At 72.3% G+C, this 20,422-nt stretch carries 22 protein-coding genes and 7 tRNA genes; 17 read left to right on the top strand and 12 right to left on the bottom strand.

All coding sequences use genetic code 11. The features are described from left to right. Positions 1 to 15 precede the first annotated feature (15 nt). Positions 16 to 1,176: a serine/threonine-protein kinase gene (locus ACZ561_RS19670; RefSeq protein ID WP_470996506.1), complete on the bottom strand. Its 1,161-nt coding sequence runs from the start codon at positions 1,174 to 1,176 to the stop codon at positions 16 to 18. 195 nt (positions 1,177 to 1,371) lie between these two features. Here ACZ561_RS19670 and ACZ561_RS19665 point away from each other — a divergent pair, with 195 nt between their 5' ends. From ACZ561_RS19665 to ACZ561_RS19650, 4 genes are all read left to right on the top strand, one after another. Beyond that, positions 1,372 to 1,605, top strand: coding sequence for a hypothetical protein (locus ACZ561_RS19665; RefSeq protein ID WP_137990476.1), 234 nt, complete (start codon positions 1,372 to 1,374; stop codon positions 1,603 to 1,605). Positions 1,606 to 1,793: 188 nt separating this feature from the next. Then, positions 1,794 to 1,961: a hypothetical protein gene (locus ACZ561_RS19660; RefSeq protein ID WP_376443864.1), complete on the top strand. Its 168-nt coding sequence runs from the start codon at positions 1,794 to 1,796 to the stop codon at positions 1,959 to 1,961. 605 nt (positions 1,962 to 2,566) lie between these two features. Continuing rightward, positions 2,567 to 3,502, top strand: coding sequence for a phosphotransferase family protein (locus ACZ561_RS19655; protein WP_470996503.1), 936 nt, complete (start codon positions 2,567 to 2,569; stop codon positions 3,500 to 3,502). A 40-nt stretch (positions 3,503 to 3,542) separates the two neighbouring features. Continuing rightward, positions 3,543 to 3,824 (top strand): TFIIB-type zinc ribbon-containing protein, encoded by a 282-nt coding sequence (locus ACZ561_RS19650; protein ID WP_329122752.1) that lies wholly within the window; start codon positions 3,543 to 3,545, stop codon positions 3,822 to 3,824. Between the two features lie 56 nt (positions 3,825 to 3,880). Here ACZ561_RS19650 and ACZ561_RS19645 read toward each other — a convergent pair. The 5 genes from ACZ561_RS19645 to ACZ561_RS19625 all read right to left on the bottom strand — a co-directional run bounded on the left by ACZ561_RS19645 (position 3,881) and on the right by ACZ561_RS19625 (position 4,364). Next, positions 3,881 to 3,955 (bottom strand) — tRNA-Val (locus ACZ561_RS19645). A gap of 39 nt (positions 3,956 to 3,994) precedes the next feature. Beyond that, a tRNA-Val gene (locus tag ACZ561_RS19640) sits at positions 3,995 to 4,066 on the bottom strand. A 39-nt stretch (positions 4,067 to 4,105) separates the two neighbouring features. Further along, positions 4,106 to 4,177 (bottom strand) — tRNA-Val (locus ACZ561_RS19635). A gap of 1 nt (position 4,178) precedes the next feature. Next, a tRNA-Cys gene (locus ACZ561_RS19630) sits at positions 4,179 to 4,252 on the bottom strand. A gap of 39 nt (positions 4,253 to 4,291) precedes the next feature. Then, a tRNA-Gly gene (locus ACZ561_RS19625) sits at positions 4,292 to 4,364 on the bottom strand. A gap of 232 nt (positions 4,365 to 4,596) precedes the next feature. Between ACZ561_RS19625 and ACZ561_RS19620 the strand changes: the two genes are divergently transcribed. Genes ACZ561_RS19620 through ACZ561_RS19610 form a run of 3 tightly spaced genes read left to right on the top strand, consistent with a single transcriptional unit; the run spans position 4,597 to position 7,371 of the window. After that, complete coding sequence (locus tag ACZ561_RS19620) at positions 4,597 to 5,649, top strand: chorismate-binding protein (protein WP_470996500.1); 1,053 nt, start codon at positions 4,597 to 4,599, stop codon at positions 5,647 to 5,649. Further along, complete coding sequence (locus ACZ561_RS19615) at positions 5,646 to 6,473, top strand: aminotransferase class IV (RefSeq protein WP_470996497.1); 828 nt, start codon at positions 5,646 to 5,648, stop codon at positions 6,471 to 6,473. Before ACZ561_RS19620 ends, ACZ561_RS19615 begins: the two co-directional genes overlap by 4 nt. A gap of 58 nt (positions 6,474 to 6,531) precedes the next feature. Next, entirely contained in the window at positions 6,532 to 7,371 is an 840-nt protein-coding gene (locus ACZ561_RS19610) for a GNAT family N-acetyltransferase (RefSeq protein WP_470996495.1), read from the top strand. 11 nt (positions 7,372 to 7,382) lie between these two features. Here ACZ561_RS19610 and ACZ561_RS19605 read toward each other — a convergent pair whose 3' ends face one another. Beyond that, on the bottom strand, positions 7,383 to 7,898 hold the full coding sequence (locus tag ACZ561_RS19605; protein WP_470996492.1) for a DsbA family protein: 516 nt from the start codon (positions 7,896 to 7,898) through the stop codon (positions 7,383 to 7,385). Between the two features lie 166 nt (positions 7,899 to 8,064). Here ACZ561_RS19605 and ACZ561_RS19600 point away from each other — a divergent pair, with 166 nt between their 5' ends. Both ACZ561_RS19600 and ACZ561_RS19595 read left to right on the top strand, forming a co-directional pair. Next, on the top strand, positions 8,065 to 8,493 hold the full coding sequence (locus ACZ561_RS19600) for a hypothetical protein (protein WP_470997185.1): 429 nt from the start codon (positions 8,065 to 8,067) through the stop codon (positions 8,491 to 8,493). Positions 8,494 to 8,572: 79 nt separating this feature from the next. Beyond that, entirely contained in the window at positions 8,573 to 8,740 is a 168-nt protein-coding gene (locus ACZ561_RS19595) for a hypothetical protein (protein ID WP_329125923.1), read from the top strand. Between the two features lie 19 nt (positions 8,741 to 8,759). Here ACZ561_RS19595 and ACZ561_RS19590 read toward each other — a convergent pair whose 3' ends face one another. Both ACZ561_RS19590 and ACZ561_RS19585 read right to left on the bottom strand, forming a co-directional pair. Further along, positions 8,760 to 9,317, bottom strand: a complete 558-nt coding sequence (locus ACZ561_RS19590) for a CGNR zinc finger domain-containing protein (RefSeq protein ID WP_376442980.1) — start codon at positions 9,315 to 9,317, stop codon at positions 8,760 to 8,762. A gap of 265 nt (positions 9,318 to 9,582) precedes the next feature. Continuing rightward, positions 9,583 to 9,996, bottom strand: coding sequence for an SsgA family sporulation/cell division regulator (locus ACZ561_RS19585; protein WP_015032345.1), 414 nt, complete (start codon positions 9,994 to 9,996; stop codon positions 9,583 to 9,585). 190 nt (positions 9,997 to 10,186) lie between these two features. Here ACZ561_RS19585 and ACZ561_RS19580 point away from each other — a divergent pair, with 190 nt between their 5' ends. Next, the gene (locus tag ACZ561_RS19580) at positions 10,187 to 10,609 is read left to right on the top strand and encodes a TIGR02611 family protein (protein WP_376442983.1); all 423 of its coding nucleotides are present in this window, start codon (positions 10,187 to 10,189) and stop codon (positions 10,607 to 10,609) included. A 53-nt stretch (positions 10,610 to 10,662) separates the two neighbouring features. Beyond that, positions 10,663 to 10,737 (top strand) — tRNA-Val (locus tag ACZ561_RS19575). Between the two features lie 61 nt (positions 10,738 to 10,798). Here the strand turns inward: ACZ561_RS19575 and ACZ561_RS19570 are convergent. After that, positions 10,799 to 13,351 (bottom strand): SCO7613 C-terminal domain-containing membrane protein, encoded by a 2,553-nt coding sequence (locus ACZ561_RS19570; RefSeq protein WP_470996488.1) that lies wholly within the window; start codon positions 13,349 to 13,351, stop codon positions 10,799 to 10,801. 83 nt (positions 13,352 to 13,434) lie between these two features. Between ACZ561_RS19570 and ACZ561_RS19565 the strand changes: the two genes are divergently transcribed. Together ACZ561_RS19565 and ACZ561_RS19560 are read left to right on the top strand one after the other, a co-directional pair. Then, a complete protein-coding gene (locus ACZ561_RS19565; protein WP_470996485.1) occupies positions 13,435 to 13,929 on the top strand; it encodes an SRPBCC family protein in 495 nt (164 codons plus the stop codon). Between the two features lie 39 nt (positions 13,930 to 13,968). Next, positions 13,969 to 14,040, top strand: a tRNA-Val gene (locus ACZ561_RS19560). Between the two features lie 69 nt (positions 14,041 to 14,109). Here ACZ561_RS19560 and ACZ561_RS19555 read toward each other — a convergent pair. After that, positions 14,110 to 14,838, bottom strand: coding sequence for a 3'-5' exonuclease (locus tag ACZ561_RS19555; RefSeq protein WP_376442991.1), 729 nt, complete (start codon positions 14,836 to 14,838; stop codon positions 14,110 to 14,112). Between the two features lie 120 nt (positions 14,839 to 14,958). On the opposite strand from ACZ561_RS19555, the gene ACZ561_RS19550 reads away from it, so the two are divergent. The 3 genes from ACZ561_RS19550 (at position 14,959) to thrS (ending at position 19,043) form a co-directional block, all read left to right on the top strand. Continuing rightward, positions 14,959 to 15,525, top strand: a complete 567-nt coding sequence (locus ACZ561_RS19550) for a DUF4365 domain-containing protein (RefSeq protein WP_376442994.1) — start codon at positions 14,959 to 14,961, stop codon at positions 15,523 to 15,525. Further along, a complete protein-coding gene (locus tag ACZ561_RS19545; RefSeq protein WP_470996481.1) occupies positions 15,525 to 16,799 on the top strand; it encodes a hypothetical protein in 1,275 nt (424 codons plus the stop codon). Before ACZ561_RS19550 ends, ACZ561_RS19545 begins: the two co-directional genes overlap by 1 nt. 267 nt (positions 16,800 to 17,066) lie before the next feature. Next, on the top strand, positions 17,067 to 19,043 hold the full coding sequence (thrS, locus tag ACZ561_RS19540) for a threonine--tRNA ligase (RefSeq protein WP_470996478.1): 1,977 nt from the start codon (positions 17,067 to 17,069) through the stop codon (positions 19,041 to 19,043). A gap of 18 nt (positions 19,044 to 19,061) precedes the next feature. Here the strand turns inward: thrS and ACZ561_RS19535 are convergent, their stop codons facing one another. After that, a complete protein-coding gene (locus tag ACZ561_RS19535) occupies positions 19,062 to 19,739 on the bottom strand; it encodes a potassium channel family protein (protein WP_470996474.1) in 678 nt (225 codons plus the stop codon). A gap of 66 nt (positions 19,740 to 19,805) precedes the next feature. On the opposite strand from ACZ561_RS19535, the gene ACZ561_RS19530 reads away from it, so the two are divergent. Next, a complete protein-coding gene (locus ACZ561_RS19530; RefSeq protein WP_376443002.1) occupies positions 19,806 to 20,378 on the top strand; it encodes an HIT family protein in 573 nt (190 codons plus the stop codon). The last annotated feature ends 44 nt before the right edge of the window (positions 20,379 to 20,422 follow it).

Here is a 20,422-nt window from a genome sequence, read left to right as displayed (position 1 = left end):
CCCGGTCCGGGACTCTCAGCTCTGGAGCGCCTGGGCGGCCGCGATGCCCAGGGCCACGACCAGCGTCACCACGACGAAGACGAAGAGCCGCTGGCGCAGCAGACGCGGATTGGCGGGGCGCCGGCCCGTCGAGGTCGTGCGCGCGCCCCCGGGCCGGGAGGGCGCGGGACGCCCGTTGGGCCGGGACTGCGAGGCGCGCGAAGAGCCGCCGCCCGTGCGGGGAGCCGACGGCCGCGAGGCCGGACCCTGGGCCCGGCCCTGCGTGGTGCGCTCGGTGTACCGCTCCGTCGGCCGGCTGTCGGCCGACTGCTCCGTGCGGTCCCGCTGCACCGGCGGGCGGGCGGCGGGCAGTCCCTGAGCCTCGCGGGCGGCGATCTCCTTGAGCCGCATGGAGAGCTGCAGGGTGCTGGGGCGCTCCTCGGGATCCTTCGCCAGACAGGCCCGGACGAGGGGGGCCAGCGCGTCCGGTACGCCGTTCAGCTGAGGCTCCTCGTGCACCACCCGGTAGAGCATGACCTCCGAACTGCCGTGCCCGAAGGGCGAGTCCGCCATGGCGGCGTACGCCAGGGTGGCGCCGAGCGAGAACACGTCCGTGGCCGGGGTGACGGCCGCGCCCCGCACCTGCTCGGGTGCGAGGAAGCCGGGGGATCCGACGGCCGTGCCCACATGGGTGAGGGTGCTGGCGCCGGTGGCCCAGGCGATGCCGAAGTCGATGATCCGCGGTCCCTTGGGGGAGAGCAGGATGTTCGAGGGCTTGAGGTCCCGGTGGACGACCCCGGCCTCGTGGACGGCGACCAGGCCCTCCGAGAGCGCCGCCCCGATCGCGGCCACGTCGGCGGCCCGCAGCGGGCCCTCCTCGGCGACGCGATCGTGCAGGGAGGGGCCGGGAACGTACTGGGTGGCGAACCAGGGGCGGTCGGCCTCCAGGTCCGCTGCGACCAGCCGGGCGGTGCAGCCGCCCCGGATCCGCCGGGCCGCGGAGACCTCGCGGGCGAAGCGCGACCGGAACTCCTGGTCCTCGGCCAGATCGGGCCGGATCACCTTCAGCGCCACGCGCTGACCGCGGCGGTCGGACCCCAGGTACACGACCCCCATACCGCCGGCGCCGAGTCGCCGGTGGAGCCGGAACGACCCGACGATCCGCGGATCCTCGCGCCGGAGCCGCATCATCGCCATGTCCGTCCCCTCGTCCGTTCGACGTGGCACAGCTTACGTATTGCCGCCCCGGTGTGCTCATAGGCCGCGCCCTCGCGCAGGCATCGATTGTCAGTGCTGGGGAGGACACTTGAGGGGTGGTCAGGACGGCGTGGTGGACGGCCGCCCGAGCCGCGGGATTCTCCAACATCCAATCGCAGAAGGGGGATTCGGTCGATGAAGGGTGATCGTGTGGAGATAGTCGTGGATGCGGGGGACACGACTCGGACGTACGAAGTGGTGGCAAGCCGGGCGGGCCGCAGGGTGGAGACGGCGGTACGGCGAGGGGTGGTCGAAGTGAGCGAAGTCACGCGGACCGGGGTGGTCGTGCGGACGGCCCGCTTCATGGCGAGCCGGGTCCTCGCACTGGTCGAGCAGCCGGTACCCCTCAGGGAAGACCCTCAGTCCTAGGGCGGTCTCTCCACCCAGGGGAGTACGCCGTGAGGGTACTCGTCATCCTCATGGAGGCCCGGAGATCGGTACGCGGGCATGACGTCCGGGCGGCATCGGATCCCTAGTGTTGAAGTCAAGCGGCGGGTGCAGCACTCGTCCCCCGAGGTCAGACACCCGCCGCTGCCAGACGAGACAGGAGAGGACCCATGGCTTACTCGGCACCGCGGATCAGCACCCGGCCTTCGGGCCGCCGCCACCCCCTGGTGGCGACCGCCATGGTCCTCCCTCTCGCGACCCTGCTGGTCGTCGTCTTCGGCGGCTGGGAGGCAGTGGTCACACAGGCGTCGTCCGTGGGCGTGATGCTGGGGCGCTGAGCGGCGCCCCGGACCCGGGAGAGCGGCCCGGGTCGGGGACATCCGGCCAACAACCCCGTGGGGACGGGGGTGCGGCGGACGGCAGCGTGCGGCCGGTCAGCTGGGGAGCTGACCGGCCCTCGCGCTTTCCTGGACCGGCAGCCCGATGCCGTGAGCGCGGCAGGCCAACCGCCTAGCCCGGCGCGCACGGACCCTGAGCAGGCCACGCCCCTGGACCGGCAGCCCGATGCCGTGAGCGCGGCAGGCCAACCGCCGAGCCCGGCGCGCACGGACCCTGGGCAGGCCACGCCCCTGGACCGGCAGCCCGATGCCGTGAGCGCGGCAGGCCAACCGCCTAGCCCGGCCCGCACGGACCCTGGGCAGGCCACGTTGGCGCCTCTCGCCATCCCCCGGGCGCGAGCGCGGCCCGCCCCGGGTGTCGCCCGGGCGGCGGGAAGCTGCTTGCTGCGGCCCCGGCATGGCGCACACGCGGCCTCCCGCGGCACGAAGCTTCCGCAACGGGGGCGTGGGGGCCCCGGGAGTTCAGCGCACCATCACCCCGGCAGGGTTCAGGGGTGGAGTGGGGGAGCCCCCTCCGTTGGCAGCGCAGCGCGTACGCTCCCCGCGTGGAGCACGCCCAACTCGAACAGCTCAGCGCCCTCGCGCGCGACGCCGCGCACCGCGCCGACCCGGCCTGCGTGTGCGCCCCGCGCACCACCGGCGTTCTCGCCGACCGTGACGACGGCACCGTCGTCCGCCACGGCGCCGTCGTCGTCAAGGCCCACGCGCCCGGCATCGACCCCGACCAGCACGCCGCCCGCATCGCCGTGGCCGCGCTCGACGCGCTCGACGGGATCCTGCTGCCGCCCCAGGCCCCACCGACCGCCACCCACGACGCCCGCCCCCTCACCGCCTGGCCCTACGGCACCCCCGTCGACCCCGCCGATCCCGATGCCGCCCCCTGGGAGGACGCGGCGCGGCTCCTCGCACGGCTCCACCGCACCCCGCCGCCCCCCGCACTCCCGGCCATGCGCGCCCCCGCCAAGGCCGCCCTGGCCGTCGAGCGGATGCGCCGGGCCGACGGCGCGCCCCGCACCGCTGTCGATGCCGTGCTGAGCGCCTGGCGCACCCTCCCGGACGAGCCCGCCGACCGCCGTCTCCTCTGCCATGGCGACTTCCACCTCGGCCAGCTCGTCCGCGATCCACGGACATCCGAAGGCCCCTGGCTCCTCATCGACGTGGACGACCTCGGACTCGGCGACCCCGCCTGGGACCTCGCCCGCCCCGCCGCCTGGTTCGCCGCCGGCATCCTGCCCCCGGACATCTGGTCCCGCTTCCTCGACGCGTACCACCGGGCCGACGGCCCCGCCGTCACCGCCCACGACCCCTGGGCCCAACTCGACGTCCCCGCCCGCGCCCTGACCGTCCAGACCGCGGCGCTCGCCCTCGCCAAGTCCACCGCCGAAAAGCGCCCCCTCGACGAGGTGGAGGAAGTGATGATCGACACCTGCGGCCGAATAGGTTCGCTCCGAACCGAGTTGACCCCGCCTGCGTCCTCCTAAGCTGAGAGCACCATCCGAACGGCAGGGAGTTGAGCCGAACATGCAGTGTCCCAAGTGTCATGCGGCCATGCACACGTACAACCGCAACGGCGTCCAGATCGAGCAGTGCAGCGGTTGCCGCGGGATATTCCTGGACTACGGCGAGCTGGAGGCCCTGACCCGGCTCGAGTCCCAGTGGGTGCAGCAGGCGCCGCCCGCCCCGCCGGCCTACCCGGCGCAGGCCGCCCCCGCCGCCCCCGCCTGGGGTGCCCCGCACCACGGCGGCCACCACGGCGGTCACCACCACCAGCGCGGCTTCGGCCGGATGCTCTTCTCCTCCTGAGCGGGAGCGGGCACGACGAAGCCCCCGGTCGCGAGATGCGGCCGGGGGCTTCGGGGTGGTGCGCGATACTGGGATTGAACCAGTGACCTCTTCCGTGTCAGGGAAGCGCTCTCCCGCTGAGCTAATCGCGCGGGACGGTCCCAAACCATACAGGACCAGCTGTTACTGCGTGCGCGATACTGGGATTGAACCAGTGACCTCTTCCGTGTCAGGGAAGCGCTCTCCCGCTGAGCTAATCGCGCGGGACGGTCCATGCGGACCGGATCTTCGGTTGTTCTGCGTGCGCGATACTGGGATTGAACCAGTGACCTCTTCCGTGTCAGGGAAGCGCTCTCCCGCTGAGCTAATCGCGCTTGGAGGTGGAGACGGGATTTGAACCCGTGTAGACGGCTTTGCAGGCCGTTGCCTCGCCTCTCGGCCACTCCACCAGGAGTGAATACAGGGGTTCGGGAAGATCCCCCACATCGAGCGGACGACGAGATTCGAACTCGCGACCCTCACCTTGGCAAGGTGATGCTCTACCAACTGAGCCACGTCCGCTTGTCGTTTCCGTTCCGCTTGCGCGTCCCGGCGACGTGTTGAACTCTAGCGGATTCCTGGGCCAGCACAAAAACGCGTTTCCGCAGCGTGCTGAGCTGCGTACCCAGCCGGGCGGCCAGGAGCGTTCGTGCGGCGTTCACTCCTCGTGTTCCCGACGTGGCTCGCAGCCGCCCCCACGTGAGCGTCCCGGCGTACGCCCGCCGTCCCTCACCCACCCGCCTAGACTCGATCCGTGCACGACCTTGCTCCCCTGGCCCGCTTCGGCGGCCTCGTCGCGACCGACCTGCGGGATGTCACCAGTGACCCCGAGGCCCTGGACTCCGCCGGCTTCTGGGCCGTCTCCGCGGACTTCGAGGGCCGTCTGACCTGCGCCCGCTTCGGCGACGTACGCCCGGACCCCGTCCGCGCGCCCGACCCCGGAGCCTGGCGGGGGCCCGCCGTGGGTGACTGGACGTCCTCGCTCGACCGCGCCGCGTACGTCGCCGGCGTCCGCGCCATCCGCGCGCACATCGCACGAGGCGAGGTCTACCAGGCCAACCTCTGCCGTGTGATGACCGCGCCGCTGCCCGACCCGCACGCCGCCGACGTCGACGCCCTCACCGCCGTCCTGGCCCGCGGCAACCCCGCCCCGTACGCGGGAACGATTCGGCTGCCCGCCCACGGGGTGGAGATCGCCACCGCCTCCCCCGAGCTCTATCTGCGTCGCGCGGGGCGCACCGTCGAGTCCGGCCCCATCAAGGGCACCGCGCGGACCGCCGACGGTCTCCTGGAGAAGGACCACGCCGAGAACGTGATGATCGTGGACCTCGTGCGGAACGACCTCGGCCGGGTCTGCGCGAGCGGCTCGGTCACCGTCCCCGAGCTGTGCGCCGTCGAACCCCACCCCGGCCTCGTCCATCTCGTCTCCACCGTCCGCGGCGACCTCGACGAGGGCGCCGGCTGGCGGGAACTGCTCGACGCGACCTTCCCGCCCGGCTCCGTCACCGGCGCTCCCAAGTCCAGCGCCCTGCGGATCATCAAGGCCCTGGAGACCGCGCCCCGCGGCCCGTACTGCGGAGGCATCGGCTGGGTCGATGCCGACCGCCGCACCGCGGAGCTCGCCGTCGGCATACGCACCTTCTGGATCGACCGCGCCGAGGGCGTACTCCGCTTCGGCACCGGGGCCGGCATCACCTGGGGCTCCGACCCCGAGCGCGAGTGGGCGGAGACCGAATTGAAGGCGTCCCGTCTGCTGGCGGTAGCGTCGGGCACGTACGAGGCGAGTGGAAAGGCCATATCTCGATGAAACTCTGGGTCAACGGCGGGCTGTACGACGCGGCGGAAGCCCGGGTCTCCGTACTGGACCACGGTCTGACCGTCGGCGACGGCGTCTTCGAGACGGTCAAGGCCGAGCGCGGCGAGACCTTCGCCCTCACCCTGCACCTGGAGCGCCTCACCCGCTCCGCACGCGGGCTCGGCCTGCCCGACCCCGACCTCGACGAGGTCCGCCGCGCCTGCGCCGCCGTCCTCGAGGCCAACCCGATGGAGCTGGGCCGGCTCCGGATCACGTACACCGGCGGAGTCTCCCCGCTCGGCTCCGAGCGCGGCGACGAGGGCGCCGGTCTGGTCGTGGCGCTCGGCGAGACGGGCCGTCGCGCGGACTCGACCGCGGTGATCACGGTCCCCTGGACCCGCAACGAGCGCGGCGCGGTCACCGGCCTGAAGACCACCTCGTACGCCGAGAACGTCGTCGCCCTGGCCAGGGCACGTGAACAGGGCGCCTCCGAAGCGCTGTTCGCCAACACCGTCGGCCGGCTCTGTGAGGGCACCGGATCCAATGTGTTCGTCGTGATCGACGGCCGGATCCACACCCCGCCCGTCTCGTCCGGCTGCCTGGCGGGCATCACCCGCGCCCTCGCGGTGCAGTGGACCGGCGCGGAGGAGACCGACCTTCCGTTCGACGTCCTGGAGAGTGCCGAGGAGATCTTCCTGACCTCGACCCTCCGCGACATCCAGGCCGTCCACCGGGTCGACGGGCGCGAGCTGACCGGCGCCCCGGGCCCGGTGACCGCCAAGGCGATGCGGATCTTCGACGAGCGCGCGGCGGCCCGCAGGGACCCGCACCTCTGAACGACCCGGCCCCCAAAACCGGATGACGGACGGCCGCCGGCTGGGTAGAACACCGGTGATGACCACCACCCTGCGGCCGACCGGGCCGCTTCAGCAGACCCCCGGCGGCGACCGATCACGCACCTACGACGTCTGTGTGAACAGCCGTCGCGTCGGCTCCGTGCATCTCGCCACCGCCCCAGGATTCGGTGCCGCGGCCGGCGTGATCGAGGCCCTGGGCATCGACGAGAAGGACCGCCGCCGCGGCCGTGGCACGGTCGCCGCGCTCGCCGCCGAGGAGGTGCTGCGCGGCTGGGGCTGCGGCGAGGTCCAGATCTCCGTACCGGCGGACGCCCGGGCGGCGCTGCGGATGGCCGATGCCCTCGGGTACACCGAACGCAGCCGGAACATGGTCAAGGAGCTGCCGGGCGAGCCGCCCGAGCTGCCCCAGGGCGTCACCGTCCGCCCCATGACCGAGGCGGAGTACGGGGACTGGGAGGCGACGGCCAGGGACACCTTCGCGCAGAGCTGGATCGACCGGGGTGTGGCGCCGGACCAGGCGCGCGCCAAGGCCGAGGCCAGCCACCGGGAGCTGCTTCCGCAGGGACTGGCCACGCCCGGCACGGCGATCAACCTGGCGCTGCGGGACGACGAGGTCGTCGGTCGGGTGTGGACCGCCGCCCGTGAGCTGGAGCCCGGGGTCGCGGGCGGCTACGTCTACGACATCGAGGTCGCGGAGGGAGCTCGGGGCCATGGCTACGGCCGCGCCCTGATGCTGCTCGCCGAGCGGGTCGCGATCGACGCCGGCGAGCGCCTGCTGGGACTCCATGTCTTCACGGGCAACACGCCGGCGATCCGGCTCTACGAGTCGCTCGGCTACCGGACGACGCACGTCAACAGCTACAAGCGACTGCTCTAGGCCGTGACGGGCTAGCCGGCGAGGAGGCGGTCGACGATCGCCTCGACGCGCTCGCGCAGGCCGTCCTGGCTCTTGCCGCCGTCCAGGCGCTCGCCGCCCACGACATAGGTCGGCGTCCCGGTGACCTTGATCGCCTTGCCCTCGGCCTGGTCGGCGTCGACGGTCAGCAGATGCCGGCCGTCGATCAGAGCGGTGTCGAACTCCTCCGCGTCCAGGCCCAGTTCGCTCGCGACGTCCAGGAGGACCGGCTCGCCCCGGTCTCCCAGCTCCGTCGTCCTGGCGAGCAGCGCCTCCGCGTACGGCCAGCCCTTGCCCTGCTCGGCCGCCTCCTCCGCGGCCTGGGCGGCGGCGTAGGCGTGCTTGTGCTTCTCCAGCGGGAAGTGCCGCAGCTGTACGTCGATCCGCTCGCCGTACTTCTCGCGCAGCGCGCGCACGTCGTCGAGCGCGCGGAAGCAGTCGGAGCACTGGAGGTCGAACCAGGCCTCCACGGCGACGGGGGAGGTGGACGGGGTGGTGGAGTCACTCATGGGAGCAGTCTTCCAGCCGCCGGAGACCGGTCCCAACCGGGACCTGGGGAGGAGATCCGGCGGGGGTGACCCGGAGATCTCCCTGAGGTCGGCCCGGAACATGGCCGCGAGCGGCCTCAGCGGTGCAGGATGGAAGGGACGTATCGCCCTGGCCCAGGAGGATCGCATGCTCGCCGAGACCATCTTTTCCGCGGTGTCCGTGGCGGGACTGGGCATTGCCGCGATCACGGCGTACCGCAAGCGTTTCCTCGCCGCGACGCGGATCGCCGCCTACTCCCTCGTGCCCATCGGCCTGGTCATGACCGGGGCGGTGGAGTGGGCCTTCGACACGGCCTTCAGCCCGACAGCCTGGGCCGGCTTCGGTGTGCTCGGCGTGGCCTGGCTGCTCTTCATGTCCACGCGCGCCGTCGAGCGGCGCAGGAAGGGGCGCACGGAGGCGACCGAGGGCGCCCGGCCCGATGCCGTCGCCGCACCGGCCGCTTCGGCCCCCGCGCTGGGGCAGGGGCAGCGCGGGGCGACCCCGAAGCCGCAGGCGAAGCAGGCCGGGGACGACTTCAGCGACATCGAGGCGATCCTGAAGAAGCACGGGATCTGACGGGCTCGGTATCCACGGGATGGGATGAACTGCCCTCCCCGAGGGGCGTGTTGCGGGCGGTCAGGGGTGTCGCTGCGCCATGATCGCCCCCGAGATGCTGGATACCTCGCGGGATCACGCCCCCGCCCCCACCGAAGAGCCGCGCGGTTGCCTGTTCGCGCTCTCGCAGCCGCCGCTGATGATCTTCCTCGCGGTGATCGGCTGTCTGCTCCTGATGGCCGCCGTGCACGATCTGTTCCTGCTGTGAGGGGCCGGATCGGCTCGGATCAGCCGGCGGCTTCCTTGCGGCGCGCCCGGTACGCGGCCACATGGAGCCGGTTACCGCAGGTGCGGCTGTCGCAGTACCGGCGGGAACGGTTGCGGGAGAGGTCGACGAAGGCCCGGCCGCAGTCCGGGGCCTCACAGCGCCGCAGGCGCTCCTGCTCTCCCGCCACCACGATGAACGCCAGTGCCATGCCGCAGTCCGCGGCGAGGTGGTCGGTGATCGACGCGCCCGGGGCGAAGTAGTGCACATGCCAGTCGTAGCCGTCGTGGTCGGTGAGCTGGGGCGTCGTGCCCGCGGCCGCCACCAGCTGGTTGATCAGCGTCGCCGCGATCCGGGCGTCCGGTGCCGCGAAGACGGCCGTGAACCTGGCGCGCACCTCGCGTACGCCCCGCAGGTCGTTCTCGTCGAGCTCGCCGACGCCGCTGATGTCATGAGCCCGCACGAAGGTGTGCAGCGACTGGAGGTCCCCGAGCTCGTCGTCACGGTCGCCCTGGGGGGCGGTGTTCATCAGATCGACGACGGTGTCGAGGGCGATCCGGGTGTCGTGAGGGATCAGCACGATTCGCTCCATGGCCGGCTGCGGGCGGGCGCCCGCGAATTGCGCTGACTCTAGCGGCTTCGCCGGGTGTCGCCCGGAGCGGTCCGAAAGCGGGCCGGAACGGGGCCGAAACCATGCTTCGACCTGCCGCCCGCGACCCGGAAACGGGCATCGGCGTCCTCCTCGCGCCGGCTGCGCGGTGAGGACGCCGATGTCTGCCGTATGGGTTTGTCCGCGCGGCGCCGTCTCCCCGAGTCGGACGGCGCCGTGCGGCTCTCGGCCTGGCTCAGCTGTCGGCCAGGATGTGGGAGAGCTCCGTATCGAGGTCGAAGTGGCGGTGCTCGGTGCCCGGTGGCACGGCGGCGTCGGTCCGCTTCAGGAACGACTCCAGGGCCCTCGCCGGGGCCTCGAGCAGGGCTTCGCCCTCGGGGGAACTCAACGCGATGCAGACGACGCCCTGACCGTGACTGCGGGACGGCCAGACTCTGACGTCGCCGGTGCCGGTGGGCCGGTGCAGCCCCTCGGCGAGAAGGTCGCGGGCGAAGACCCACTCGACCGTCTCCTCGGCTCCGGTGTGGAAGGTGGCGTGCACGGCATACGGATCGGCCGTGTCATACCGCAGGCCCGCGGGTACAGGCAGTGAGGACTCGCTCGACACAACGAGGCGCAGGTGCAGCTCGCAGCTGACCGTGGTGTTCATAAGCGCCAGGGCCTTTCGCTCAGTGTGCGCTCGGGGATTCGCACGTCGGCGAAATCGACATGCCACCTACGGTGCCGTTGTAAACCCCTCTGTCTGTTTTGTGATCGTTCAGGTAGCTCGTTCGGGGGTGTGTGACTTCGGGTAATACCGCCATTCCGGTGATGGTCTTGAATCCGGTAGGTTGGGGCCCATGAATGCGGAGAGTGACGAGCGCACCGGGGAGTCCGCGGCCGACGGGGAATCCGAGCTGGGATCCCGGGCCCCCGAGTTCATCAAGGCCCGCCGGACCCTGCACCTGAGCTGGCAGGTCGGCGTCTTCATCGTGGGGCTGGCGGTCGTGGGGGCGGGCGTCGTCATGCTGCCGTTGCCCGGTCCCGGCTGGCTGGTGATCTTCGGCGGTATGGCCATCTGGGCCACCGAGTTCGTCTGGGCGCAGCTCGTGCTCCGCTGGACGAAGCGGAAGGTCACCGAGGCCGCTCAGCGGGCGCTCGATCCGAAGGTCCGGCGCCGCAACATCATCCTGACCACGATCGGTCTGGTGATCATCGCGGTGCTGCTCGGTTTCTATCTGTGGAAGTACGGCTTCGTCATGCCGTGGAAGATCAACGACTGACCTGAAGGCGGTCGGGCGCCCCTCTGACATGGGGTAATGTTTGCGGTGCGCCCGGGCGATTAGCTCAGTGGGAGAGCGCTTCGTTCACACCGAAGAGGTCACTGGTTCGAACCCAGTATCGCCCACCACCCGGACCGAAGGCCCGGAGACTGGATCCAGTCTCCGGGCCTTCGGCGTTCCCCCGTCACGTCAGCTCATGCGGCCGAGCCGCTCCCGGAGCCGGCGGGCGTCCCGCAGCCGCTGTTCGTAGGTCGCGCCCACCGCGAGGAGCAGCAGTCCGGCCAGGGCCGGGGGCAGCCAGCGGGGGAGGGCGCCCACGACCTGGACCACGTACGGGGCCAGCTCGTGGAGCCCGTCGAGGGCGAGCACCGAGCCGCCGAGCACGAGCAGCGCCTGCAGCCTGAACCGGGCGCCCAGCAGGGTCACCGCGAGCGCGGCGAGGCCGAGGAGCAGCGGGCGCGGCCAGTCGGGGTCCGCCCAGGCGGCGAAGAGGCTCGGCACCAGCGTCGCCGCGAGTCCGGGGCCGTACGCCACCCAGGACGAGGCCCCGGGGTCGCGGCGCCGACGCAGCACGCCGACCACGAGCGCGGGCACGGTCACCGGCAGTGTGTACGCCTCCGGGGTCTCCACGTCCCACACGGCGAGCCGCACCCAGGTCGCGACGAGGAACAGTGCCGCGGCCGTCCACGAGGCGAACGGGCGCCGCTCGGGGCGGACGGCCGTCGCCGCCGCGACCACCCCGCACAGGGCGAGGGCGAGCGCGAGCACGGCCGGCCGCGAGACGGCCAGGGCGAGCGCGAGGACCGCCACGGCCGCACCGCTGATCTCCAGGGGCAGGGCGACCGGATGGCGCCGCAGCCGGGCTCCCGCCGCGGCGGTGACCGCCGGGACCACGAGCAGGGCGAGACCCGTGTGGTGGTCCTGGAGCTCCGTGGCGGCCGCCACGGCGCACACGAGGCCCGCCGCCGTACCGACCGCGACACAGGCCGCCACGGCCCGCCGCGCGCCCTCGGCGAGGAACGCGACCGCGACGAAGAGCCCGAGCAGGACGCCCAGCACGGTGAACGTCGCCGCTCGCGTGTCCAGGGCCGCCGCGACCGCGCTCGCCGCCGTCGCGAGCCCGCAGCCGAGCGCGACCCATCCGAGAACCTCCCGCGGCGACGCGGGTACACCGACGCCCCCCGGGCCCGCCCCGGGTCCCCAACCGACCCACTGGCCCTGCGGAGCGGGACCGGAGGCCTCGGCGGCGCCGGAAGCGGGAGCTGTGGCCTGTGCAGCCGGCCCGGCGTCCTCGCCGGTCTCGGCACCCGTGTCCGCGTCGCCGGTCTCGGCTGTCGCAGCCTGAACCGGGATGCCCCGTGTCAGCGTTCCCGGGCGGCACGCCAGGAACAGGGCCGCCGCGGTCGTCAGGAGTTGGAGTCCGAGGGTGGGTGCGTGGGGGAGGTCCAGGGAGAGCGGGAGGGCCGTCAGGAGCGCCCATGCGAGCAGGAGCGCGCCGCAGCGGGTCCAGAGGCGCGGCACCGCCGACAGGACCGCCGCCGCCACGAGCAGGACCAGCGGGGCCGTCGACGGGTACCAGGTCAGCACGTCGCCCGCGTGCGCGCCCGACCACACCGGGGTCGTCCGCGCCAGGGGAGCGAGCAGCGCCGCCGCCACCGGCGGCAGCGCCCAGGCCACGCCCAGCGCCAGCAGGCCCGCCCCCGCGCCCGCCAGGCCCCGCTTCACCGCACGCGGCGCCGAGGAGCGCAGGACCGCCGCCAGGGTCACCGCGCACAGCACGTACCCCGGCACCTCCCAGTCGCCCGGCAGCACCACCCGCAGCACACCGCCCACCGCCGCGATCACCGCGAGCCCCGCGACCACGGACACGGCCTCCGCGGCCTCGGCCACCCTTGCCCGGCTGCCGCCGGCAGGTGCCCCCATCACCAGGAACAGCGCCACCCCCGCGCAGGCCAGCAGCAGCGCACCCGCCGGAATCGCCGAGGACAGCGACAGGACGCCGCCCGTCACCAGGGCCCAGCCGCCCATCACCCCGGCGCCGATGCCCCCCGTCACCCGTACCGCCGCCGGCTTCACCCACAGCACCACGGCCAGATCCGCCACCGCCGTCGCGAGCGCCGCCCAGCCCAGCGCGAGCGCGCCGCCGTCCGCCGCCAGCACGCCCAGCGGCAGCGGCAGTTGCGCCGTCACCACCGCCACCGGCAGCGGAACCCTCAGCCGTCCCAGCGCCGAGCCGTACGCCGTCCAGGCGCCGGCGAGGACCGCCGAGGCCACCGCGGTGTACCCGAGGGCGTCGGTGCCGGGCAGCGCGACGCGGTGCAGCGCGTACGCGTCGAGCACCATCAGCACCAGGCCGAGCGCCGCCACCGACTCCGCCGCGGAGCCGAGGCCCCGGCGCAGCAGCAGCACCGGCGCGGCCAGCGCGGCCGACGTCACCACACCCAGGACGGCCGCACGGCCGCCGATCCCCATCGAACCCCAGCTCACCAGCGTGAAGGCGAGCGCCGCGATCGTCAGCAGCACCCCGCCCAGGGTGAGCAGTACGTTCTGCGCACTGCGCGGGGTCGAGTCCGCCACCGGTCCGGAGGCGGTCCGCGGCGGGGACGGGATCGTCACGGGCGGCTGCAGTACGTGCAGCAGCCAGCTCCGGCGGGCCAGCAACTGGGACCGGCGAGCGTCGAGTTGGGCCAGCTCGCGGTCGACGAGCCGCAGCTCGTCCGCGGGTGGCAGGGCGTTGTCCATGTGCGGAGTGTGGCCCCGGACACACGGAACGGGTATGCGCGCGGGTACTCATATCCCCGCCTGAGTACGTACACACTGGGGACATGGACTGGTGCCGCTACCGCTTCCGCAGCGTCTGGCAGTTGGCCGCCCCGCCCGACGCGGTCTACGCCGTGCTCGAACGCGCCGAGGAGTACCCCCGGTGGTGGCCGCAGGTCCGCGAGGTCGTCCCCGTCGACGAGCTCACCGGCACGGCCCGGTTCCGCTCCCTGCTCCCGTACGACCTCGTGGTCACCGCGGAGGCCCGGCGCCGGGACCCCGTCGCCCGCGTCCTGGAGGTCGCGCTGCGCGGCGATCTGGAGGGCTGGGCCCGCTGGACCCTGACCTCCCGCGGCCCGGGCACCCGCGCGGTCTACGAGCAGGAGGTCGAGGTGACCAGCCCCCTCATGCGCCGCCTCGCGGTCCCCGGCCGGCCCGTCTTCCGCGCCAACCACGCCCTGATGATGCGCGCCGGCCGGCGCGGCCTGGCGGCCAGGCTGGCGGGGCCCGGTGACGGCGGCGCGTCCCGGCCGGCGACGGGGGACAGCGGGCCGGTTTGAAGGAAGCCCGCGGAAACCTGTATGGTTCAACCCGTTCCCGGGCGATTAGCTCAGCGGGAGAGCACTTCGTTCACACCGAAGGGGTCACTGGTTCGATCCCAGTATCGCCCACCGGGACAGGCCGGTCCGTCGAAAGACGGACCGGCCTTCCGCATTTCCCGGCCCTTCCGCAGCCGTCGCTCACGCCGCCGTCCGCATCTCCGGACGGAGCGGCCACGCCGGATCCACCGTCTCCGGCGTCCCGTTGCGCGTGAACCACGCCTGCAGCCCGCGCGCCTGCGCCGCGTGCCACACCGCCTGCAAGGTATGCAGCTCCGCCGGCGACAGCCGCTCGAGCCGGGACGTGAAACGCCGCGCCACCGCCCGTACGACATCCAGCGCCGCCGTCGCGTCGGCCGCCGCGTCGTGGGCGCCGTCCAGCTCCACGCCGTACTGCGCACACAGATCCGTCAGTGTCCGGCGGCCCTTGCGGTAGCGGTCCAGATGCTTGTCGAGCACCCGCGGATCCAGCACGCACAGCGACGCGTTCTCCAGATAGCGACCCAGCGAGGAGGCGCGATGGCGCCGCAGCTCGCGGTCCAGGATCGTCAGATCGAACGGCGCGTTCATCACCACCAACGGCCTGCCCGCCGCACACTGTTCGGCGAGTGCCCGCCCCAACTCCTCCATCACGGGCGCGGGCCAGCGCCCGTGCCGCTGCAGATGTTCATCCGTCAGGCCATGGACCTCCGTGGCCGCAGCGGGCACCGGAATCCCGGGATTGACCAGCCAGCGCGTCACCCGCGGACGCCCCCCGGCCGTGTCCTGGACGACGAGGGCGGCCGAGACGATCCGGTCCTCCTCGACGTCGACTCCTGTGGTTTCCGTGTCGAATGCGGCCAGGGGCCCGTCGTACCAGTGCGTCGTCATCCCCGAACTCCTCGCACCTCTGCGGCAGATGGCGATCCCCCTGCCCGAATCGGTGATACCCGGGCTGTTTGCGCCGTACGCGGGCCGGTGACAACACAGATGACGGGGAAGGGAATTGACATGGCGCTCGCCCAGCCCGAATCGGGAGGGCTGCCGCCCCAGCGGGCAGCACCGCTGCGCGGCTCACTCGCCACCACCGCCTGCATGGAGACCCTCCAGGTCGGATATCTCCACGCGGTCGCGGCGGCGGCGGGCTGCTCGCTGTCGCAGCCCTTTCCGGACAACGGAATCGACTGGCACGTGAGCCACAGCGCTCCCGGCCACACCGTCGACGACGAAGTGACCATCAAGGTGCAGCTCAAGTGCACCTACCAGTTGGCGCCCCGGCCGCCCGGGCCCGCGTTCTCCTTCACCCTCGACAACGACCACCTGGTGAAGCTGGCACGGACCCCCGTCTCGGTGCACAAGATCCTGGTCGTGATGATCGTGCCGCGCTCCCAGGACGACTGGCTGCGGGCCGGCCACGACCGGCTCGACCTGCGGCACTGCTGCTACTGGATCAACCTGGCCGGCCACCCGGTCACGGGACGGCGCCGGACGACCGTGCGCATACCGACGGCACGGATCTTCGACGACCGGGCGCTCTGCGAGATCATGACCCGGGTCGGCGTGGGAGGGAGACCTTGATGCACCGACCGATCGAGGAACCAGGAGGCGGGTCCGGATTCGGGCCCGCTCTGCCACCGTTCCGCCCTCATCCCACGCCCGGCGACATCCCCGGCGGCCCCTGGGCCGAGACCGGGGGCGCGCCGGACCCCGGACGGGTCGACCCGCTCGTCCTCGGCGCGCTCCTCGCCCGCCACGGCTGGCGGCGACGCGGCGGGGCCGCGGGCCGCTACAGCCGCTGGACCCCTCCGCCGTCGGGCGGCTCGACCGGTGCCACGAGCCTGCTCGTGCCCGAGAGCCGCGCCTTCCCCGACTGCGAGGACCTGCTCGGCGAGGCGCTCACCGCCCTCCAGCACAGCGCGGCGCCCTCCGCCCGGGAGGTCCTGGTCGGACTGACCGTGCCCAGCGACGAGATCCGCTGGTGGCGCGACGTGCCGCCCGGACCGGCGGGCACCGTCCCGTGGACCGTCCAGGAACAGCTCAGGTCCGCCGCACGCCAGCTCCTCCTCGCCGGCGCGCTCGCCGTCCGCGGCCGCGCCGGGTACTACGGCGCCAGGCACCGCCGCCAGGCCCAGGCGTCCCTGCAGGCCGTCGTCGTGGGGGCGGCGCCGGGCGGCCGGGGTCTGACCGCCTTCGTCCCCGTCGATCCCGGCCGGGCGATCGCCGTACGGCTCTACCACGCGCTCTACGCGGCGCGGGAGGCCACCGACTACCAGCGGGCGACCGGTGGCATGGAGGCCTTCGACGCGGCGGTGGAGGCCGGGGTGAGCCGCGAGCTGACCGAGGCCCTCGTGGCACTGGTGCGGGGTACCGAGGGCGCGCGGATCGCGCTGGAGTGGGCCCCCGCGGCCGGGACCCCTGCGGGCTGCGCGGCGCGGCCCGAGCCCGTGGAGTTCTCGGCGGGCGATCTGCCCGCGCTGCGCGAGGCCGGCGCACGCTATCTGACCGACGAGCCGTCCGTACCGGTGCGGATCACCGGTGCCGTCGTCCGGCTGCGCCGCTCCGGCCCGCGCGGCGAGGGAACCGTCCGCTTGCGGGTCCTGGGCGGCGCGGAGGTGCCGCATGTGCGGGTCACCCTGGACGAGGAGTCGTACCGCACGGCGGGCCACGCCCATCTCGTGGGGCTGCCGATCCGGGTCGTGGGACGGCTGGAGAGCCGGGGAGGGTTCCGGCGGCTGACCGATGCCTCCGGAGTCGTACCGGTGCAGGTCGACGAGGCGGAGCGGGACCGGCTGATGAAGTCCCTGCACGAGAACCTCGACTTCTTCGAGGAGGCCTGCGGGCCGGGCGAGTGACCCGCGGGACCGGTGCCGCCGGGGCGCCGCGTGGCAGCGGTGCCCTCATGGGCCCGGCGAACGCGTCGAAGGGCGCCGGGCGAACAGCGGCGAACGCGCGCGTTCTCCGAGGTACGGGGCGGGCACGTACGGCGCTGTGAGCCCGGCTCTCCGCGCCCCGCGGCGAACCGAGCCCTTAGGATTGCTGGGACGCGGCACCTCGTCTCTGCCGCGCACCGTCGACGCCGGCACGTCGTGTCTGCCTGCGCCCTTATGGAAAGAGCATCCGTGTCTGATGTCCGTGTGACCGTCCAGTCCGCCTCAGGAGCCGAGGATCGGGCGGTGAGCGCGGGCACCACGGCCGGCGCGCTGTTCGCCGACGACCGGTCCGTGATCGCCGCCCGTGTCGGCGGTGAGCTGAAGGACCTCACCTACGTCGTCGCCGAGGGCGATGCCGTCGAGCCCGTCGAGATCTCCTCCCCGGACGGCCTCGACATCCTGCGCCACTCCACCGCGCACGTCATGGCCCAGGCCGTGCAGGAGCTCTTCCCCGAGGCCAAGCTGGGCATCGGCCCGCCGGTCCGTGACGGCTTCTACTACGACTTCGACGTCGAGAAGCCGTTCACCCCCGAGGATCTCAAGGCCATCGAGAAGAAGATGCAGGAGATCCAGAAGCGGGGGCAGCGCTTCTCCCGCCGCGTGGTGACCGACGAGGCCGCCCGCGAGGAGCTCGCCGACGAGCCGTACAAGCTGGAACTCATCGGCATCAAGGGCTCCGCCTCGACCGACGACGGTGCCAACGTCGAGGTCGGCGGCGGCGAACTCACCATCTACGACAACCTGGACGCCAAGACCGGCGACCTGTGCTGGAAGGACCTCTGCCGAGGCCCCCACCTGCCCACCACCCGGAACATCCCGGCGTTCAAGCTGATGCGCAATGCCGCCGCCTACTGGCGCGGCAGCGAGAAGAACCCGATGCTCCAGCGCATCTACGGCACCGCCTGGCCGTCGAAGGACGAGCTGAAGGCCCACCTCGACTTCCTCGCCGAGGCCGAGAAGCGTGACCACCGCAAGCTCGGCAACGAGCTCGACCTCTTCTCCATCCCGGACGAGATCGGCTCCGGCCTCGCCGTCTTCCACCCCAAGGGCGGCATCATCCGCCGGGTCATGGAGGACTACTCGCGCAAGCGCCACGAGGAGGAGGGCTACGAGTTCGTCTACTCGCCGCACGCCACCAAGGGCAAGCTGTTCGAGAAGTCGGGCCACCTCGACTGGTACGCCGAGGGCATGTACCCCCCCATGCAGCTCGACGAGGGCGTGGACTACTACCTCAAGCCCATGAACTGCCCGATGCACAACCTGATCTTCGACGCGCGTGGGCGCTCCTACCGTGAGCTGCCGCTGCGCCTCTTCGAGTTCGGCACCGTGTACCGGTACGAGAAGTCCGGCGTCGTGCACGGCCTGACCCGGGCCCGCGGCTTCACCCAGGACGACGCGCACATCTACTGCACCAAGGAGCAGATGGCGGAGGAGCTCGACAAGACCCTCACCTTCGTCCTGAACCTGCTGCGCGACTACGGTCTGACCGACTTCTACCTGGAGCTGTCCACCAAGGACCCGGAGAAGTTCGTCGGCTCGGACGAGATCTGGGAGGAGGCCACCGCGGTCCTCCAGCAGGTCGCCGAGAAGCAGGGCCTCCCGCTCACCCCCGACCCGGGCGGCGCCGCCTTCTACGGCCCGAAGATCTCCGTGCAGGCGCGCGACGCCATCGGCCGCACTTGGCAGATGTCGACCGTGCAGCTCGACTTCAACCTGCCGGAGCGCTTCGACCTCGAGTACACCGGCCCCGACGGCACCAAGCAGCGTCCGGTCATGATCCACCGCGCGCTGTTCGGCTCCATCGAGCGCTTCTTCGCGGTGCTGCTCGAGCACTACGCGGGCGCCATGCCGCCGTGGCTGGCCCCGGTGCAGGCGACCGGCATCCCGATCGGCGACGCGCACATCCCGTACCTGCAGGAGTTCGCCGCCAAGGCGAAGAAGCAGGGGCTGCGGGTCGAGGTCGACGCCTCCTCGGACCGGATGCAGAAGAAGATCCGCAACGCGCAGAAGCAGAAGGTCCCGTTCATGATCATCGCGGGTGACGAGGACATGGCCAACGGCGCCGTCTCCTTCCGTTACCGCGACGGTTCGCAGGAGAACGGCATCCCGGTCGACGAGGCCATCGCCAAGATCGCCAAGATCGTCGAGGACCGCGTCCAGGTCTGATACACCGCGGACACGACGTCAGGAGGCCCCCGGGGAATCCCCCGGGGGCCTCTTCTCGTCCTCCCGCTTGAACGACTGGATCAGCCAGGACGAGAACGAACCCGTCACGGCTCCGATCAGCGCGACCCCGCACGCCATCATGCCCACCGCGATGACCCTCCCGGTCGGGGTCACCGGGGTCACGTCCCCGTACCCGACCGTCGTCAGCGTCTCCGCCGCCCACCAGAGCGAGTCGCCGAAGGTGCGGATCGTGGCGCCCGGGGCCCCGCGCTCGTGCTGGAGGACGGCGAGCGCGCCCGCGAAGCCCAGCAGGGAGACCGTGAGACTGGAGTAGGCCATGACCCGGGCGTAAAGGGTCAGACGCGGCTGGTCGCGGCGGCGCTGGATTCGCTCGTAGATCTTCACCATCTGCAAGGGCCGCAGCAGCGGCAGCACCAGGATCACCGTGCCCAGGAGATGCGCGCGGACGAAGCGCAGCGGGCCGAGGCCGCTGAGCCGGAACCGTACCGCGTAGTCGACGATGAAGACGGTCCAGGCCATGAGCGTGACGGTGAGGCAGAGGTCCAGCCAGGCCTGGTCGAGGCCGTTGGCGAGGACCCGTACCGCGTACCCGAGGAGGAAGAGCAGGGAGGCCACCGCGAGCGGTGTCTCCATGCGCCGGTCCCAGCGCTCTTGCCTGTCCAGCCTCTCGTTCATCGGATCAGCATCTCCGAGGCGGGGTGATCAACGCCCCGGCGACACGTTCCGAACGGGCGAAGCAATATGCTGCACAGCATGACGATTGAGCCGGAGCAGCAGATCGGAGTGGGGACGCAGGACGCGTTCCAGCGCCTGTGGACCCCTCACCGGATGGCGTACATCCAGGGCGAGAACAAGCCGACCGGGCCAGGGGCCGAGGACGGCTGTCCCTTCTGCTCGATCCCGGCGAAGTCGGACGAGGACGGGCTGGTGATCGCGCGCGGCGAGAAGGTGTACGCCGTGCTCAATCTCTACCCGTACAACGGCGGGCATCTGATGGTCGTGCCGTACCGACACGTCGCCGACTACACGGACCTGGACACGGCGGAGACCGCCGAGCTGGGCGAGTTCACCAAGCGGGCGATGATCGCGCTGCGGTCCGCGTCCGGCGCGCACGGCTTCAACATCGGCATGAACCAGGGCTCGGTCGCGGGCGCCGGCATCGCCGCCCATCTGCACCAGCACGTGGTGCCCCGCTGGGGCGGCGACACCAACTTCATGCCGGTCGTCGGCCACACCAAGGTGCTGCCGCAGCTCCTCGCCGACACCCGTACCATGCTCGCCGCCGCCTGGCCGGCCTCGTCCGAGCTCGCCTGAGGCGAGCACGGCACTCCCGGCTGCCGGCGGCTGCGGGCGTCCGG

The sequence above is a fragment of the Streptomyces sp. NPDC039609 genome (assembly GCF_055596705.1).
Note: the sequence above shows the minus strand (reverse complement) of the source record. Positions and strands in the feature narration are given on the sequence as shown.